Source organism: Bacillus sp. FSL R9-9410 (assembly GCF_038050385.1).
In the GTDB taxonomy this organism is placed as follows: domain Bacteria; phylum Bacillota; class Bacilli; order Bacillales; family Bacillaceae_G; genus Bacillus_A; species Bacillus_A cereus_U.
Genome location: NZ_JBBOTV010000001.1, coordinates 532782 through 548713, shown reverse-complemented (window position 1 = coordinate 548713; position 15932 = coordinate 532782). Strand labels below are relative to the sequence as shown.

Sequence of the window (15932 nt, the reverse complement as noted above, 5' to 3'; positions counted from 1 at the left end):
TTCATACAACCCGTCTTATTATACTATAAACAATTAAGTAGTTTCGACAAAAAATCTGTCATTTTGCATATGAATACAAAAAAGGCGGACTGTGTACACAGTCCGCCTTTTTATACATTACTACTCTTCGTCTTGCTCATCAGCAAGAGTGTTAAACATTTCTTGTACCATTTCCCACTCTTCTTCAGATTCAATTGTAAGTAATGTTCCGCCCTCTTCTTCACTTTGCTCGTATGCCATTGCATCGAAGATTTGGTCTCCATCTTCGTCTACTTCACCGATTGGAGAGAAGACTACGTAAGATTTTTTGCCGAATTTTTCAGCATCAAAAGTGAAAATAATTTCACATAAATGTTCGTTTCCTTTTTCGTCTACAATTGTAATTTGATTTTCTTCCATTTTGGTCACCTCTTATTTACTATCTAGAAATCCTTGTAAGATTACGACTGCAGCCATCTTATCGATTACTTGCTTTCGCTTCTTACGGCTCACATCAGCTGAAATGAGCAGACGTTCCGCTGCAATCGTCGACAAACGCTCGTCCCACATTACAACTTCTAATTGTAACAGATTTCGCAGGTTTTCTGCAAATTGTTGGCACGCTTCACCACGCGGGCCAATTGTACCATTCATATTTTTAGGTAAACCTACTACTATTTTGTCCACATTGTACTGTTTTACCAACTCAGAAATACGGTCAAAACCAAAGTTGCCTCTTTCTTCGTTAATCCTGATTGTTTCCAGTCCTTGTGCTGTCCAGCCCATTTCATCGCTCATTGCAACACCGACTGTTTTAGTACCAACATCTAAACCTAATATCCGCATAAACTACTCCTCACGATGATGTTTCAAGTAAGACTTCACAAGCTCTTCAATTAACTCATCACGTTCAAGCTTGCGAATGATGCTTCGTGCATCTTTATGGCGAGGTATGTATGCTGGATCTCCACTTAATAAATAACCGACGATTTGGTTAATCGGATTATAACCTTTTTCTTGAAGTGCATTATACACAGTTAAAAGTACATCATTTACATGGACACTCTGCTTTTCATCTTGAATGCTAAACTTCATTGTTTTATCAAAACCGTCCATTTCAAGCACCTCACTTGTAAGTAGTAAGTATAGGGAGAAGAACTTCTCCTCTCCCTACCATTGTACACTACTATCTCTTTATTTTGAAACAGATTTAACGTACTCTTGTACAAATGCTAAAGCTTCCTCAACTTGCGCTGGGTTTTTACCACCTGCTTGAGCCATGTCAGGACGGCCACCACCACCGCCTCCACAACGAGAAGCTACTTCTTTCACAAGTTTACCTGCATGGTAACCTTGACTAATTAAATCTTTCGTTACGCCAGCTAAAATATTTACTTTATCGTCATTTACAGACACTAATACAACAACTGCAGACTCTAATTTATTTTTAAGGTCATCCATCATTGTACGTAAATTGTTCATATCTGCAACATTTACTTTCGCGGCTAATACGTTCACACCATCAACTGTCATTACTGAATCAGTTAAGTTTCCAGCTTCGATATTGCTTAATTTCGCAGCAAGAGATTCGTTTTCTTTTTGAAGTTGTTTTACTTCAGCAAATAAACCATCAACTCTTGTTAAAATATCTTTCGGATTTGTTTTCATTTTTCCTGCTGCTTCTTTTAATAAACCTACTTGATCGTTCATTAATTCGTATGCAGATTTACCAGTTACCGCCTCAATACGACGTGTTCCTGCACCGATACCAGATTCAGCAACGATTTTGAAAATACCGATAGAAGCTGTGTTATCAACGTGACAACCACCGCAAAGCTCTAAGCTGTAATCGCCTACTTGTACAACGCGTACAACATCACCGTATTTTTCACCGAATAATGCCATTGCGCCCATTTCTTTCGCTTCTTCGATTGCTTTTTGAGAAATCGCAACATCAATACTTTGCCAAATTTTTTCGTTTACGATACGCTCAATTTTTTCTAATTCGTCAGCTTGCACTTGACCGAAGTGAGAGAAGTCAAAACGTAAACGTTCAGATGTTACAAGAGAACCCGCTTGGTTAACATGCGTTCCAAGTACATCTTTTAATGCTTGGTGCAGTAAGTGAGTTGCTGTATGGTTTTTCACAACGCTACTACGGTTTTTCGTATCGATAAGAGCTTTTACAGCCGCTTCTTTCGTTAATGTACCTTCTTCAACAACAACTTTGTGTAAGTTTTGACCATTTGGTGCTTTTTGTACGTCTTTTACAAGAACTTTCACGCCGTCAGCAAGAAGATAACCACGGTCTGCAATTTGCCCACCGCTCTCAGCGTAGAATGGCGTTACATCAAGCATTAATTGTCCTTCTTCACCTGCTTGTAGGCTATCTGTGTACTCACCATTTTTTACAAGTGCAACAACGTTACTTTCTGTTGCAACTGTACCGTAACCAACGAATTCGCTCGCTACTTTAACTTCACCAAGTACACCGCCTTGAACTTGCATAGAATCAACGTCTTGACGAGCAGCACGTGCACGCTCACGTTGTTTCTCCATTTCATTCTCAAAGCCTGCTTGATCAACTGTCATACCAGCTTCTTCTGCATATTCTTCTGTTAATTCAATCGGGAAACCGTACGTGTCGTATAGACGGAAAGCATCTACGCCAGAAATAACAGTTATTTTTTCTTCCTTCGCTTTTGCAATTACGTCAGCTAAAATTGATTCACCATCATGAAGTGTTTCATGGAAACGCTCTTCTTCATTCTTCACAACTTTTGCGATGAAATCTTTCTTTTCAAGTACTTCTGGATAGAAGTCTTTCATTACTTCTCCAACAACCGGTACTAATTCAAACATGAATGGACGGTTGATATTTAATTTTTTCGAGTAACGAACAGCGCGGCGTAATAAACGACGTAATACATAACCACGGCCTTCGTTAGAAGGAAGTGCTCCATCACCAACCGCAAATGTTACTGTACGAATATGGTCAGCAATTACTTTAAATGCCATATCTTTTTCTAAGTCACCATTACGATACTTCTCGCCAGAAATTGATTCTGTCGCCCCAATCATCGGCATGAATAGGTCTGTATCAAAATTCGTAGGTACATCTTGAACGATAGATGTCATACGCTCTAGACCCATCCCTGTATCGATGTTTTTCTTAGGAAGCGGCGTATATGAACCGTCTGGATTATGGTTAAATTGAGAGAATACAAGGTTCCATACTTCTAAGTAACGCTCGTTTTCTCCGCCCGGATATAATTCTGGGTCACTAAAGTCATTACCGTAAGCTTCACCGCGGTCATAGAAAATCTCTGTATTCGGTCCACTTGGTCCTTCACCGATATCCCAGAAGTTTTCTTCTAAACGGATGATGCGTTCTTTTGGAACACCCATTTTCTCATTCCAAATTGTGAATGCTTCTTCATCTTCCGGATGAATTGTAACAGATAGTAATTCTTTATCGAATCCGATCCACTTGTCGCTCGTTAGAAATTCCCAAGCCCAAGTAATTGCTTCTTCTTTGAAGTAATCACCGATTGAGAAGTTCCCTAACATTTCAAAGAATGTATGGTGACGAGCCGTTTTCCCAACGTTTTCAATATCGTTTGTACGAATTGATTTTTGTGCATTTGTAATACGTGGGTTTTGCGGGATTACACGTCCGTCAAAATATTTCTTTAATGTCGCTACACCACTATTAATCCATAGAAGAGATGGATCCTCATGCGGAACTAGTGATGCACTTGGTTCTACTGCATGTCCTTTTTCTTGGAAAAAGTCTAAAAACATTTGACGAATTTGTGCGCCTGTTAGTTGTTTCATTGTATTTTCCTCCTTAAATATAAAAAACTCCCGCCCCTAATAAAAGGGACGAGAGTTAACTCGCGATACCACCCTAATTATGAATTGATTATTATAACAATCAATTCATCACCTCATGGTGCCGTAACGTGGCAAGACGGCAGTGATTAGCTGCTCTCAGGATTAGCTTTCTGTTACCCTTCATTTAAAGCTTCTTTCAGCCATTGGAAGCTTCTCTCTATAAATGGACTGTAACATACTTGTTCCGTCATTGATTTAATGTATTATATGACTAAATATAATAGAATTCTCTTAAGTTTGTCAATGTAGATAATAATAATTATATTGTACTACACACATTTTCGTTAGCTACATAAGCATCTACTTTTCATTTTAAATATCTTCTCTTTTCCAAAGAGGCCTCACATGAACGACCACTGTCCGAATGACCGCTAAAATAGGAACCGATATTAGTAATCCTACAATCCCCGCAACTTCTCCCCCTACTAGTAACGCAAACATAATGATCACAGGATGCATACGAAGCGACTTACCAACGATGTAAGGCGATAAAATGTTACTTTCCAAAAATTGCAAAATAGCAATCGCAATCCCCGCCTTAATGAGTAAACTCGTTGATACCGTTGCCGCAATCATCAACGTCGGAATCGCCCCTAAAATAGGACCAAAGTACGGGATTATATCCGTTACCCCAATAATAATACCGAGTAATAACGGATATTTCATACCGATAAACCAAAAAGAAAGAACAGATACTCCCCCTAATACTAAGCAAACAAATAACTGGCCTCGAATATAACTTCCGAGTGACTTATCAATTTCTTTCGCAAGCATTTGACCCGTACTACGCCACTTACTCGGAACTAGTTTCCAAAAAATATGATAAAACTCACCGTAATCTTTTAATATGTAAAATACAATGAACGGAATTAAGAAAATAATGAGCAATGAATCCAGTACACCACGTGCTGTACTCATAACTTTATTTAAAAGCGTTTGTATCTTCATTTCTACACCAACGAAAATTTGCTTTACCTTTTCATGAATAAATGATGGGAAATTCGCTGTTTGTTCTGTAACTCCATCCATCCAAGAATCGTACATTTTTGTAAACTGCGGAAATTGTTCATTAATTTCTTGTAACTGTTTAATAACAACTGGCGTTCCTTTATAAATCCCATAGCCAATTCCGCCAAAGAAAAGAATATAAATGAGCAAAATAGCAAGTGTGCGTGGCATTCCTTCCTTATGGATTTTTTCAATTAAAGGGTGTAATAAATAAGCAATAAAACAAGCAATAAGAAACGGTGTGATCGCCACTTTAAATACAAAAATAATCGGTGCCCATAGTGGCTTAATTTTTAAAAAGACGAGCAAACAAAGAAAAACGAGTAACAATAATCCTAAACGATATATCCAAATGATTTTAAGATTCTTCACACGAAAAACCTCCTCCACCTTTATTTTGAAAATAAATAGGTTAGGTTATGTGCAAAAGTTTTAAAATCTTTTTATACAGACCATACTGTTTTTTAAAGACGTACATATATTTAACATAATAAGGACAACCACCCCTGAAAATACAAAATGTCAAAATATAATCAGGAGGGCTCATAATGATCTTATTTATGCTTGCATTATCCGCACTTTTTATGCTTCTTGAATGGATTTGTATCGGGTTTGGTATTTGGAAAGGCTTCTTTATTCGTTCCTCGCGAAAAGAAAGAGCGAAGTACTTATGGCATTATGGAATGCTTGGCGTTGGATGTTACGGTTTATCTTATCTCTTCTCTGAAATCGGACTTTTATATTTGCATACAAGCGCATAAAAAAACTCCCTTATCATGAAGGGAGTTTTTTACGCCTTATAAATAAGACTTAATCATCTTACGTGCTTTTTTCACATTGCGTTTTGAGAATACATCTTGTTTGCGAGCATATTGATATGCTGCAGCTCCAACACCTAATGCGATTAATGAATTGCGTAGATTCAAAGTAAATCCCCCTTTTCGTTATCCGATCGTTCTTTCATTATCATCAAATAAATCATCAAGAGAGCTTAATGAACCATCTTCCTCTACTTGATGTGTATGGATTTTCCCCTTTGAAACCGATAATTCGATATAACAATTCCAGCAATAAAATTGGTTGACACCTATTTTTCCGATGTCTTTCCCTTTGCAATTTGGACAACTGAACATATGGCTTTCATCTCCTTACAGTCTCCCAGATTCTATTCGCCATTATGTCCAAACTGCATTCATTTATACATTGCTAGAGCCTTTCAACGTTATACGTTTGAAAGTTTCACTATATAATTTCACCTTGTTACATGAAATCATACGGTGAAATGTTTTCCACATCCATTTCTTCACCATTAACCGTCACCATTTGCACTTCGCCTTGTGATTCTTGCAATCGACCAGCTAAAGTCGTTTGACGCATTGCATCATCAAGGCGATTCACACCGGATTGAAAAGCTGCTTCCTCCCCGCAAATAATAAGGAATTTCTTACTTCTTGTAATACCCGTGTAAATTAAATTACGACGTAACATACGGTTGTAGCTTTTTACAATCGGCATAATAACAATCGGAAATTCACTACCTTGTGATTTATGAATCGAGCAGCAATATGCATGTGTAATTTGATTTAAATCTGGCTTTGTATACGTTACTTCAATCCCATCAAATGAAACAATAATCATATCTTGTTGCTCAACGTTTTCTTTCGCATAAAACACCGAAACGATTTCTCCGATATCACCATTAAACACTTGGCTTTCCGGCTGATTGACGAGTTGCAGTACTTTATCTCCTCTGCGGTATACAACATCACCGTATGCAATTTCTTTACTTTTTTCCCTTTTCGGATTAAACACTTCTTGGAGAGCTTCATTTAACACATTAATACCTGCTGGTCCGCGGTACATAGGTGCCAACACTTGTACATCTCTTGCGCTAAATCCTTTTGTCTTGGCATTTTCACATACTTTTTTTACAACTTCAACGATTTGAGCGCCTGTACAAGAAATAAAGGAACGATCCTTTTTATTTTGTGCTAAATCTGGCGGAAGCGCACCACCTTTTATCGCATGGGCAAGCTGAATAACAGATGACCCTTCCGCTTGACGATAAATTTCTGTAAGCTTGACCGTTGGAACTGCACCTGCATTCAATAAGTCTTTTAGCACTTGTCCAGGTCCTACAGATGGCAACTGATCTTCATCACCTACAACGATAACTTGAATATTTGTCGGAAGCGACTTAAACAGCTGATTTGCAAGCCAAATGTCAACCATTGAAAACTCATCAATAATGAGTAACTTTCCTTGTACTGGATCGGTTTCATTACGCTGGAAAGACCCTTCTGGCGTCCAACCGAGTAGACGATGAATTGTGCACGCCGGAAGCCCCGTCGATTCACTCATTCGCTTCGCTGCCCTTCCAGTTGGAGCCGTTAATAAAATCGGAAATGGATTATCATCACTGTATTCATTCGGATTTAATGATACTCCGTGAAGTGACGCATACATTTCAACAATCCCTTTAATAACTGTTGTTTTCCCCGTTCCTGGTCCACCTGTTAATAACATCATCGGCTTATGAAGTGCAGTTTGAACTGCTTCTTGCTGAAGCGGCGCATACTGCACCTTTAGCTGTTCTTCAATTTCTCCTAATGTTTTTAACACTTCTGCTTCAGGGAATGCAGGGGTTTCTTCTTGATTCATAAGACGACGAATTGACTTTACAACGCCTTTCTCAGAATAGAATAAAGAAGCTAAATACACTCGCTCTTCTTCTATAATGACTTTCCCTTCGCTTTGCATCATTTCAACGCAGCCTACAATATCTTCCTCAGTCACTCTGCCTTCTTGATTATTTAAAAGTGACATCGTTTCTCTTACAAGCTGACCTTTTTCCATATACACGTGACCGAGTTGTAATGAAATATTCTCTAACGTATAAAAACACCCTGCACGTACACGGTCGTCGTGATTGCCCGTTATTCCGATTGCACGCCCTATATCATCTGCTCTTCCAAATCCAATTCCGTCCACTTCTTCAATAAGTTTATACGGATTATTACGAATCACTTCTAATGTCATCTCTTTATATTGCTGATAAATTTTAATAGAAAGTTTTGTTCCAAAACCGTAACCATTTAAAAAACTCATCACTTTCTCGAGCCCTTGATGCTCAATAATCGTCTCATATATTTCCTGCGCTTTTTGCTTGTTTACAACACCACTTAACGCATCCGGATCATCCATAATTTTAGAAATCGCATGCTCACCAAGATGGTCCACGATTTTTTCGGCTGTACGCTTTCCAATCCCTTTAAATAAATCGCTCGCTAAATATTGCACCATACCTGCTTTTGTTTGTGGCAGTTCTTTTTTAAACGTTTCAACTAAATATTGTTTTCCATACTTTGGGTGGTCTTTAAAATGACCTGTTAATGTAAACACTTCATCTTCATGCATACGGGGAAAATGACCGTTTATCATTACCTTTTTTTCGTCGTATGTTTCATTCGTTTCAATGACTTTCATACTGACAACGGAATAGAGGTTTTCTTCGTTGTGGAAAATGGTATGAAGAACTTGCGCTTTTACAAATTTTTTCTCTTCCTCAAACAAATCCATTGCATGTTGATTTCCCATATTTCCTCTCCTTTCCGAGTTCTTTTCACTTTAATGAGCAGTACATCCCCCACCTCTTTCACAATCTTTAGATGAGGGGTAACTGCGCATTAAACTATAATTTCACTTTATTCAGCTTCTTGCTCTAATAAACGAATACCATTACCAGCTAAAAAGTGGTCTGCTTGAATTTCAGTCGCTTTCTTAAATAAAGTAAGAGCTTTCTCGTTATTTTCTTCGAATACGTACGCAACACCTAAATTATAATACGCATCTGCATGCTCTTCATCCATTTCTAATACCTTTTCAAAATAAGGTTTTGCCTCTTGAATATGTTCTAGTCGCGCGAAGCAAAGTCCGCATTGGAAAACAGCTTCTACATCATTTTCATCTAATTCAGTTGCTCTTTGTAAAAATGGCAGCGCAAGACGGTCATTGCCAAGTTGCACATGCGTGATACCTAACATAAATGTTACATCAGCTGATTGTAATCCCGCTTGCATCGCTTGTTCAAATACAGCCTTTGCCTCTGCAAATTGCTCTTGACCGTAATATACATTTCCTAAGCCATAATAGGCAGCCGCAGATTTACCATCTAATTCTAATGCACGTTTATAAAATAAAATTGCTCGCTCACTATCACCTAATACATCTAATAAATTCGCAAAGTTAATGTATCCAAGCGCATCTTTCGGATTTTCTTCGATTGCTTCTGTGAAATTTTCAGCTGCTTCTTCCCAGTTTCCTTCTTGCATATATTTAATACCTGTTTCAAGTTTGTTTGACATATCCTTCACCTCTACAACAAATTATAACAAAGAATGTATTTTCCAAGCGAACAAAAATTCGCTTTATGTAAAAGAAACCTCTAACCGCTAATCGGCAGAGGCTTCTCGTGTTATCCTAAATAATCTAATTTCTTACCACTATGATATACTTCATCAATTGTAGCGCCGCCTAAGCACTCATCTCCATCATAGAAAACAACTGCTTGGCCTGGCGTAATCGCACGAATTGGCTCATCACAAAGAATACGAACTGTATTTTCATCAACGATTTGAACCGTTACTTTATTGTCTGCTTGACGATAACGGAATTTCGCTGTACACGTAAATTCTTTTTCCTTCGCTTTATTACTTACCCAGCCTACATTCGTAGCAATAACTTCATCACCATATAGAAGTTCGTTATGGAATCCTTGGTCAACATATAAAATGTTTTCTTTCAAGTTTTTCCCAACAGCAAACCATGGATCACCATTACCACCAATACCAAGGCCATGACGTTGTCCAATTGTATAGTACATTAAACCATCATGTTTCCCTTTCACTTCACCAGATAATGTTTGCATCACACCTGGTTGCGCCGGTAAATAGTTACTTAAGAAATCTTTAAAGTTACGCTCACCGATGAAGCAAATACCAGTACTATCTTTCTTCGCCGCTGTCGCTAAACCAGCTTCTGTCGCCATTTCGCGAATTTGTGGTTTCTTTAATTCACCTAATGGGAACATTGTTTTTGATAGTTGCTCTTGGCTTAATTGATTTAAGAAATATGTTTGATCTTTATTGTCATCAACGCCGCGAAGCATTTTATATTCGCCGTCCATATAAGCAACGCGTGCATAATGACCTGTTGCTACATAATCAGCACCAAGTGCAATTGCATGCTCTAAAAATGCTTTAAATTTAATTTCTTTGTTACACATTACATCTGGGTTTGGTGTACGACCAGCTCGGTACTCATCTAAAAAGTACGTAAATACTTTATCCCAGTATTGTTTTTCAAAGTTTACTGCATAATACGGAATGCCGATTTGGTTACACACTTCAATTACATCATTGTAATCTTCTGTTGCTGTGCAGACACCATTTGCATCTGTATCATCCCAGTTTTTCATAAAAATTCCGATTACATCATAACCTTGCTCTTTTAATAAAAGAGCTGCTACAGATGAATCGACGCCACCGGACATCCCGATGACAACGCGTGTTTCGTGAGGTAGTTTGTTCATCATGTCACCTCCCATGCTAATTTTGTGTTAATCGCTTCACGATTTTCACTGTTTCGTACGCCGCTTTTTCAATTTGCTCTTTCGTATTTCCAAGACCGAAACTAAAGCGTACGGATGAACGTATTTGATCGGAATCTTTTCCGAACATCGCCACTAATACATGTGATGGGTCAATCGAACCAGCTGTACAAGCAGAACCACTTGATACTGCAATACCAGCTAAGTCTAAGTTTACAAGAAATGGTTCAATATTCATTCCTGTAAAACTTACATTAAACACATGTGGTAAGCGATATTCCAAGTTTCCGTTTACCTCGAAAGTAATGTCTTCATTCTTGAAGACAGATACCATTATATCTTTAAACTCTTCATATTGGGCATTTTTTTGCTCACGAGTTTTTTCAGCTAGCAAAATTGCTTGCTGAAGTCCAGCAATACTAGGTACATTTTCAGTACCCGCACGGCGTTTTCTTTCTTGCTCTCCGCCTATTAATAACGGTTCAAACTTCACATTTGCACCAGCATATAGGAACCCGACACCTTTTGGTCCGTTAATTTTGTGAGCTGAAATTGATAATAAATCAATTTCAAATTCTTTCACATCAATCGATAATAAACCGTAGGCTTGTACAGCATCTGTGTGGAAATAAGCTTGATGTTCTTTTAACAGCTTACCTATTTCCGCAATTGGTTGCATTGTCCCTACTTCATTATTCCCGAACATAATAGATACAAGAATCGTCTCTTCCGTTAGTGCCTTTTGTATGTCAGAAACTTGAACACGCCCTGTTTCATCAACAGGTAAATACGTCACTTCAAATCCTTCATGCTCTAACAATTCACACGTATGCAAAATCGCATGATGTTCAATTTGCGTTGTAATAATGTGGTTACCTTTGTGACGATTCGCGCGCGCTACACCTATAAGTGCTAAATTATCAGCTTCTGTACCACCGCTCGTGAATATAATTTCATTTGGATTCGCGTGGATGCTACGTGCACACACACGTCTCGCCTCATCTACCGCATGGCGCGTTTGACGCCCATAAAAGTGAATACTAGACGGGTTTCCAAATGTTTCTGTCATATATGGAATCATCTTTTCGACCACTTCTGGGTGAGTCGGAGATGTCGCAGCATGATCTAAGTAAATGCGTTCCATTAAATCTCCTTCTTTCCAAATCGTTTCACAAGGAATTAAATGTAAAACATATAGCCCCCGTGATTTTCTTCCTCATAACGTACTAAATCTTCTAAAGTTGTACTATCTAATACTTCTTGCACCGCATCACGAACACGCATCCATAATTGGCGTTGTGCTGGTTCTTCTTCTTCTATCATTTCTACAACACTAATTGGACCCTCTAGTACACGGATTACATCTCCAGCTGTAATGTTGACTGGCTGATCAGATAATACATATCCGCCATATGCCCCGCGCGTACTCTTTACAAGACGAGCGTTACGAAGTGGTGAAATTAATTGCTCTAAATAATGCTCAGATAGGTCATGTGCCTGCGCAATTGATTTTAATGAAATTGGACCTTCACCAAACTTTTTCGCAAGGTCAATCATAATTGTTAAGCCGTAGCGGCCTTTCGTTGAAATCTTCATCTATTTGCACCTCATTTCAAATTTTCACTTCTATTGGTTATATCTTATTTATCCCGCTATTTGCGGGCAGTAAAACTCCCACCTCACAATTCGGCTGGAGCAAAGAAGTTAGGTGAGGGATGAACAAAACCCCCACTGATTAAAGTTTCACTTTATAAAAGAACACAATTTAAAATCCTATGAAATTATAGCATAATATAGTATTATAAGAAATTTCAACTTGTGTATCAAAATGATAACATAAAATCACATTGAAAAACTCGGAAATTATTACAATTGAAAGAAAAATGAAAATATTCATATTCATTTTTCCCCACAAAACAGCATCCTATTTCAAATTTCACAAAAAAAAATGATACGATAGAATGAGATTATACATTAAGGGAGAGGGTCAAATGAAACAACCACTCGCACATCGAATGCGCCCTACAAATATTCAAGAAATTATCGGACAACAGCATTTAGTTGGTGAAGGCAAGATTTTATGGCGAATGGTCCAAGCAAATCATTTTCAATCAATGATTTTATACGGTCCTCCAGGCACAGGAAAAACATCAATCGCTAGCGCAATTGCAGGAAGTACTGGAACCCTGTTTCGCCTCTTAAACGCTGTTACTCATAATAAAAAAGATATGGAAGTTGTCGTACAAGAAGCGAAGATGCATCGACACCTCGTTTTAATTTTGGATGAAGTTCATAGGCTAGATAAAGCGAAGCAAGACTTTCTATTACCCCATTTAGAAAGCGGACTTCTTACTTTAATTGGTGCAACGACAAGCAATCCGTTCCATGCTATTAATTCTGCTATTCGAAGTCGTTGTCAAATCTTCGAATTACACGCATTAACAGAAGATGATATTTTAATTGGGTTAAAACGAGCGCTTGAAGATAAAGAAAAAGGGCTTGGGGAATATGATGTAACTGTTACGGATGAAGCATTACATCACTTTGCAAATGCGTCAGGCGGAGATATGCGCTCAGCTTATAATGCACTTGAACTAGCTGTTTTATCTAGCTTTACAACTGACGACAAAGCCGCGGAAATTACACTTGAAATCGCAGAAGAATGCTTACAGAAAAAGAGTTTCGTTCACGACAAAGGTGGCGATGCTCACTATGACGTTTTATCTGCTTTTCAAAAATCAGTACGCGGAAGTGATGTGAACGCCGCACTTCATTATTTAGCACGTCTTATTGAAGCTGGTGACTTACAAAGCATCGGTAGACGTCTGCTTATTATGGCATATGAAGATATCGGACTTGCTAGCCCACAAGCTGGACAACGTACACTTGCAGCGATTGAATCAGCTGAACGGGTCGGCTTCCCAGAGGCACGCATACCACTTGCAAATGCTGTTATTGAACTTTGTCTATCACCGAAATCAAATTCGGCCTATAAAGCACTCGATGCCGCACTACACGATTTACGTAATGGCCAAACAGGCGATATTCCAAGTCATTTAAAAGATAGTCATTATAAAGGAGCCGAATCGTTAGGAAGAGGCATCGGATACTTATATCCACACGATCATCCAAACGGGTGGGTACAACAACAATACTTACCTGATAAAATTAAAAACAAGCAATATTATAAGCCGAAAACGACAGGGAAATTTGAACAAGCACTTTCTACTGTTTATGAAAGATTACAAAGTTCGCATAAAACGAAGAATAAAGGGTAATATAAGCGAAAACGTCACCATTACGGAGGCTTCGCTTATGAAAACACGTCAAGATGCATGGACAAAAGAAGACGATCTCCTTTTAGCAGAAACTGTTTTACGACATATTCGCAGCGGAAGTACACAAATAAAAGCATTCGATGAAGTTGGTGATACATTAAACCGAACTTCAGCAGCTTGTGGCTTTAGATGGAATGCTGAAGTAAGACCATATTATGAAGATACGGTGCAAATTGCAAAAAAACAACGTAAAGAATTAAAGCGTTCGGAAGCTAAAATAGAAAAAGAGCAGTTCTCACAAACTCGGCAACTCGTAATCGATGCCGAGTTTTCAGAAGATATTGCCCCAAATAAACAAGATCTTACAATGCAAAATGTCATCTCATTTTTGCAAAACTTGGAACACAATAACCCTTCACTCGCAAAGTTACAAACTGAAAATGACGTATTACAAGATCAGCTCACTTCCCTGAAAAAAACGAATAATGAACTTGAAGCAAAATTAGCTGTTCTCACAAAAAAACAACAAGCAATCGAAGAAGATTATGCAATGCTTGTTAGAATTATGGATCGTGCTCGAAAACTTGTTTCGGTCGAAGAACAAGAAGAGCAAATTGCTCCGATTTTCAAAACCGATCAAAATGGAAATTTAGATATTATATATTCAGCAGAGAATTAAAAAACAGGGATGTCACTTTTTCAACTTAGTGACATCCCTGTTTTTTGCTACGGCAAACATCGCATCGGTAAGTGAAATTATATTAACGATTTTTCAAATATATCTATCACAACTCGAAATATATCAACGATTCGACATAGAATATCGATTTTCCGACAAACATTCACATTAATAATATTTCTTTACAACATACAAAAAGCATATACCCTAGGCGGATATATGCTTCCTTTTTATTCTTGCCCTACACGCTTCACTTCTACGTTTTTAATACGTTCACGTACAACGTGACTTGCCATAATTAAGCCTGCCACAGATGGTACGAATGCATTTGAAGAAGGTGGTAATTTCGCTTTACGAATTTTTGCATTTTCGTCTGGTACGATTTCTTTACGTACTTCTTCACGAATTACGATTGGGTTTTCGTCAGAGAAGACAACTTTTACACCTTTTTTAATACCATCTTTACGAAGCTTCGTACGAATCACTTTCGCAATTGGATCTGTATGTGTTTTTGAAATGTCCGTAATACGGAAACGAGTTGGGTCCATTTTATTTGCCGCACCCATACATGAGATAATTTTAATTTTACGACGTAAACATTGTTTAATTAAATGAATTTTGAACGTAATCGTATCAGATGCATCTACTACGAAATCTAAACCGTGTTTAAAGAACTCTTCATATGTTTCATCTGTATAAAACATCTCTAGTCCAATTACTTCACATTCCGGATTAATGTCCGCAATACGCTCTTTCATTAATTCTACTTTTGAACGTCCTACAGTAGATACTAACGCGTGAATTTGACGGTTTACGTTTGTAATATCTACAACGTCTTTATCAACTAATACAAGACGTCCTACGCCAGAACGTGCTAGCGCTTCTGCCGAAAATGACCCTACGCCGCCAATTCCTAAAATACCGACTGTACTATTTTTTAATATTTCAAGGCCTTCTTTTCCAAAGGCTAATTCATTACGTGAAAATTGATGTAACATTCAGCTCTACACTCCTATTACAAAAATGGTCTATCATGTATTCTAGCGTTTTTCCGACTATTTGTATAGAAAAAGTTATAGAATTCCTAAAAATACATATTCAAAGAGAAAAAATAAAACATAAGACCACTAGCTGAAGACTTTTTAAACAACCTCTTCAATATTCGTTTAAAAAGGAGGATTTAGAGAACCAAGTAGATCGAGGCACTTATGCTAGGAGGAGCACAGTGTAGGGTACTACTCGAGCACCGGACTAGCATACGTAACGATGAGATGCAACGGTTATCTAAACCGGACTTTTTAAACAACCTCTTCAATATTCGTTTAAAAAGGAGGATTCAGATGGCCGAGCAGATCGAGGCGCTGACGCCAGGAGGAGCGCAGTGTAACTTTACTACTCGAGCACCGGACTGGCTAAGCAACGATGAGCTGCGACTGCCATCTGAACCGGACTTTTTAAACAACCTCTATAAAAAAGCCTAGAT

The 15932-nt window shown here is 38.1% G+C and carries 17 protein-coding genes and 1 other annotated feature; of the genes, 4 read left to right on the top strand and 13 right to left on the bottom strand.

Features of this window, described 5'->3' with window-relative positions:
• Positions 1-120: 120 nt before the first annotated feature.
• The 5 genes from MKX77_RS03000 to MKX77_RS02980 all read right to left on the bottom strand — a co-directional run bounded on the left by MKX77_RS03000 (position 121) and on the right by MKX77_RS02980 (position 5256).
• Entirely contained in the window at positions 121-399 is a 279-nt protein-coding gene (locus MKX77_RS03000; protein ID WP_215554261.1) for a DUF1292 domain-containing protein, read from the bottom strand.
• A 12-nt stretch (positions 400-411) separates the two neighbouring features.
• On the bottom strand, positions 412-825 hold the full coding sequence (gene ruvX / locus MKX77_RS02995) for a Holliday junction resolvase RuvX (RefSeq protein ID WP_215554262.1): 414 nt from the start codon (positions 823-825) through the stop codon (positions 412-414).
• 3 nt (positions 826-828) lie between these two features.
• Complete coding sequence (locus MKX77_RS02990) at positions 829-1095, bottom strand: IreB family regulatory phosphoprotein (protein ID WP_002111976.1); 267 nt, start codon at positions 1093-1095, stop codon at positions 829-831.
• 78 nt (positions 1096-1173) lie between these two features.
• Complete coding sequence (gene alaS / locus MKX77_RS02985; protein WP_016106212.1) at positions 1174-3816, bottom strand: alanine--tRNA ligase; 2643 nt, start codon at positions 3814-3816, stop codon at positions 1174-1176.
• Positions 3817-3857: 41 nt separating this feature from the next.
• Positions 3858-4076, bottom strand: a binding site (T-box leader).
• A 112-nt stretch (positions 4077-4188) separates the two neighbouring features.
• A complete protein-coding gene (locus MKX77_RS02980; protein ID WP_341305801.1) occupies positions 4189-5256 on the bottom strand; it encodes an AI-2E family transporter in 1068 nt (355 codons plus the stop codon).
• 176 nt (positions 5257-5432) lie between these two features.
• Here MKX77_RS02980 and MKX77_RS02975 point away from each other — a divergent pair, with 176 nt between their 5' ends.
• The gene (locus tag MKX77_RS02975; protein ID WP_341305800.1) at positions 5433-5645 is read left to right on the top strand and encodes a hypothetical protein; all 213 of its coding nucleotides are present in this window, start codon (positions 5433-5435) and stop codon (positions 5643-5645) included.
• 36 nt (positions 5646-5681) lie between these two features.
• Here MKX77_RS02975 and MKX77_RS02970 read toward each other — a convergent pair whose 3' ends face one another.
• From MKX77_RS02970 to cymR, 7 genes are all read right to left on the bottom strand, one after another.
• The gene (locus MKX77_RS02970) at positions 5682-5810 is read right to left on the bottom strand and encodes a YrzQ family protein (protein ID WP_002015286.1); all 129 of its coding nucleotides are present in this window, start codon (positions 5808-5810) and stop codon (positions 5682-5684) included.
• 18 nt (positions 5811-5828) lie between these two features.
• Positions 5829-6017 carry a hypothetical protein gene (locus MKX77_RS02965; protein WP_002015288.1) on the bottom strand — a complete coding sequence of 63 codons (189 nt, stop codon included), beginning with the start codon at positions 6015-6017 and terminating at the stop codon, positions 5829-5831.
• Between the two features lie 127 nt (positions 6018-6144).
• On the bottom strand, positions 6145-8481 hold the full coding sequence (recD2, locus tag MKX77_RS02960) for an SF1B family DNA helicase RecD2 (RefSeq protein WP_215554264.1): 2337 nt from the start codon (positions 8479-8481) through the stop codon (positions 6145-6147).
• Positions 8482-8588: 107 nt separating this feature from the next.
• Positions 8589-9248, bottom strand: coding sequence for a tetratricopeptide repeat protein (locus MKX77_RS02955; RefSeq protein WP_341305799.1), 660 nt, complete (start codon positions 9246-9248; stop codon positions 8589-8591).
• Between the two features lie 110 nt (positions 9249-9358).
• Complete coding sequence (mnmA, locus tag MKX77_RS02950; RefSeq protein ID WP_002160392.1) at positions 9359-10474, bottom strand: tRNA 2-thiouridine(34) synthase MnmA; 1116 nt, start codon at positions 10472-10474, stop codon at positions 9359-9361.
• 16 nt (positions 10475-10490) lie between these two features.
• A complete protein-coding gene (locus tag MKX77_RS02945; RefSeq protein WP_341305798.1) occupies positions 10491-11636 on the bottom strand; it encodes a cysteine desulfurase family protein in 1146 nt (381 codons plus the stop codon).
• Positions 11637-11671: 35 nt separating this feature from the next.
• On the bottom strand, positions 11672-12088 hold the full coding sequence (cymR, locus tag MKX77_RS02940) for a cysteine metabolism transcriptional regulator CymR (protein ID WP_000704117.1): 417 nt from the start codon (positions 12086-12088) through the stop codon (positions 11672-11674).
• 395 nt (positions 12089-12483) lie between these two features.
• On the opposite strand from cymR, the gene MKX77_RS02935 reads away from it, so the two are divergent.
• Together MKX77_RS02935 and MKX77_RS02930 are read left to right on the top strand one after the other, a co-directional pair.
• The gene (locus MKX77_RS02935) at positions 12484-13770 is read left to right on the top strand and encodes a replication-associated recombination protein A (protein ID WP_002067244.1); all 1287 of its coding nucleotides are present in this window, start codon (positions 12484-12486) and stop codon (positions 13768-13770) included.
• A gap of 37 nt (positions 13771-13807) precedes the next feature.
• Entirely contained in the window at positions 13808-14449 is a 642-nt protein-coding gene (locus MKX77_RS02930; RefSeq protein ID WP_341305797.1) for an RsfA family transcriptional regulator, read from the top strand.
• A 230-nt stretch (positions 14450-14679) separates the two neighbouring features.
• Here MKX77_RS02930 and MKX77_RS02925 read toward each other — a convergent pair whose 3' ends face one another.
• The gene (locus tag MKX77_RS02925) at positions 14680-15447 is read right to left on the bottom strand and encodes a tRNA threonylcarbamoyladenosine dehydratase (protein ID WP_215554268.1); all 768 of its coding nucleotides are present in this window, start codon (positions 15445-15447) and stop codon (positions 14680-14682) included.
• Positions 15448-15789: 342 nt separating this feature from the next.
• Here MKX77_RS02925 and MKX77_RS02920 point away from each other — a divergent pair, with 342 nt between their 5' ends.
• Positions 15790-15930, top strand: coding sequence for a hypothetical protein (locus tag MKX77_RS02920; protein WP_341305796.1), 141 nt, complete (start codon positions 15790-15792; stop codon positions 15928-15930).
• Positions 15931-15932 lie beyond the last annotated feature (2 nt).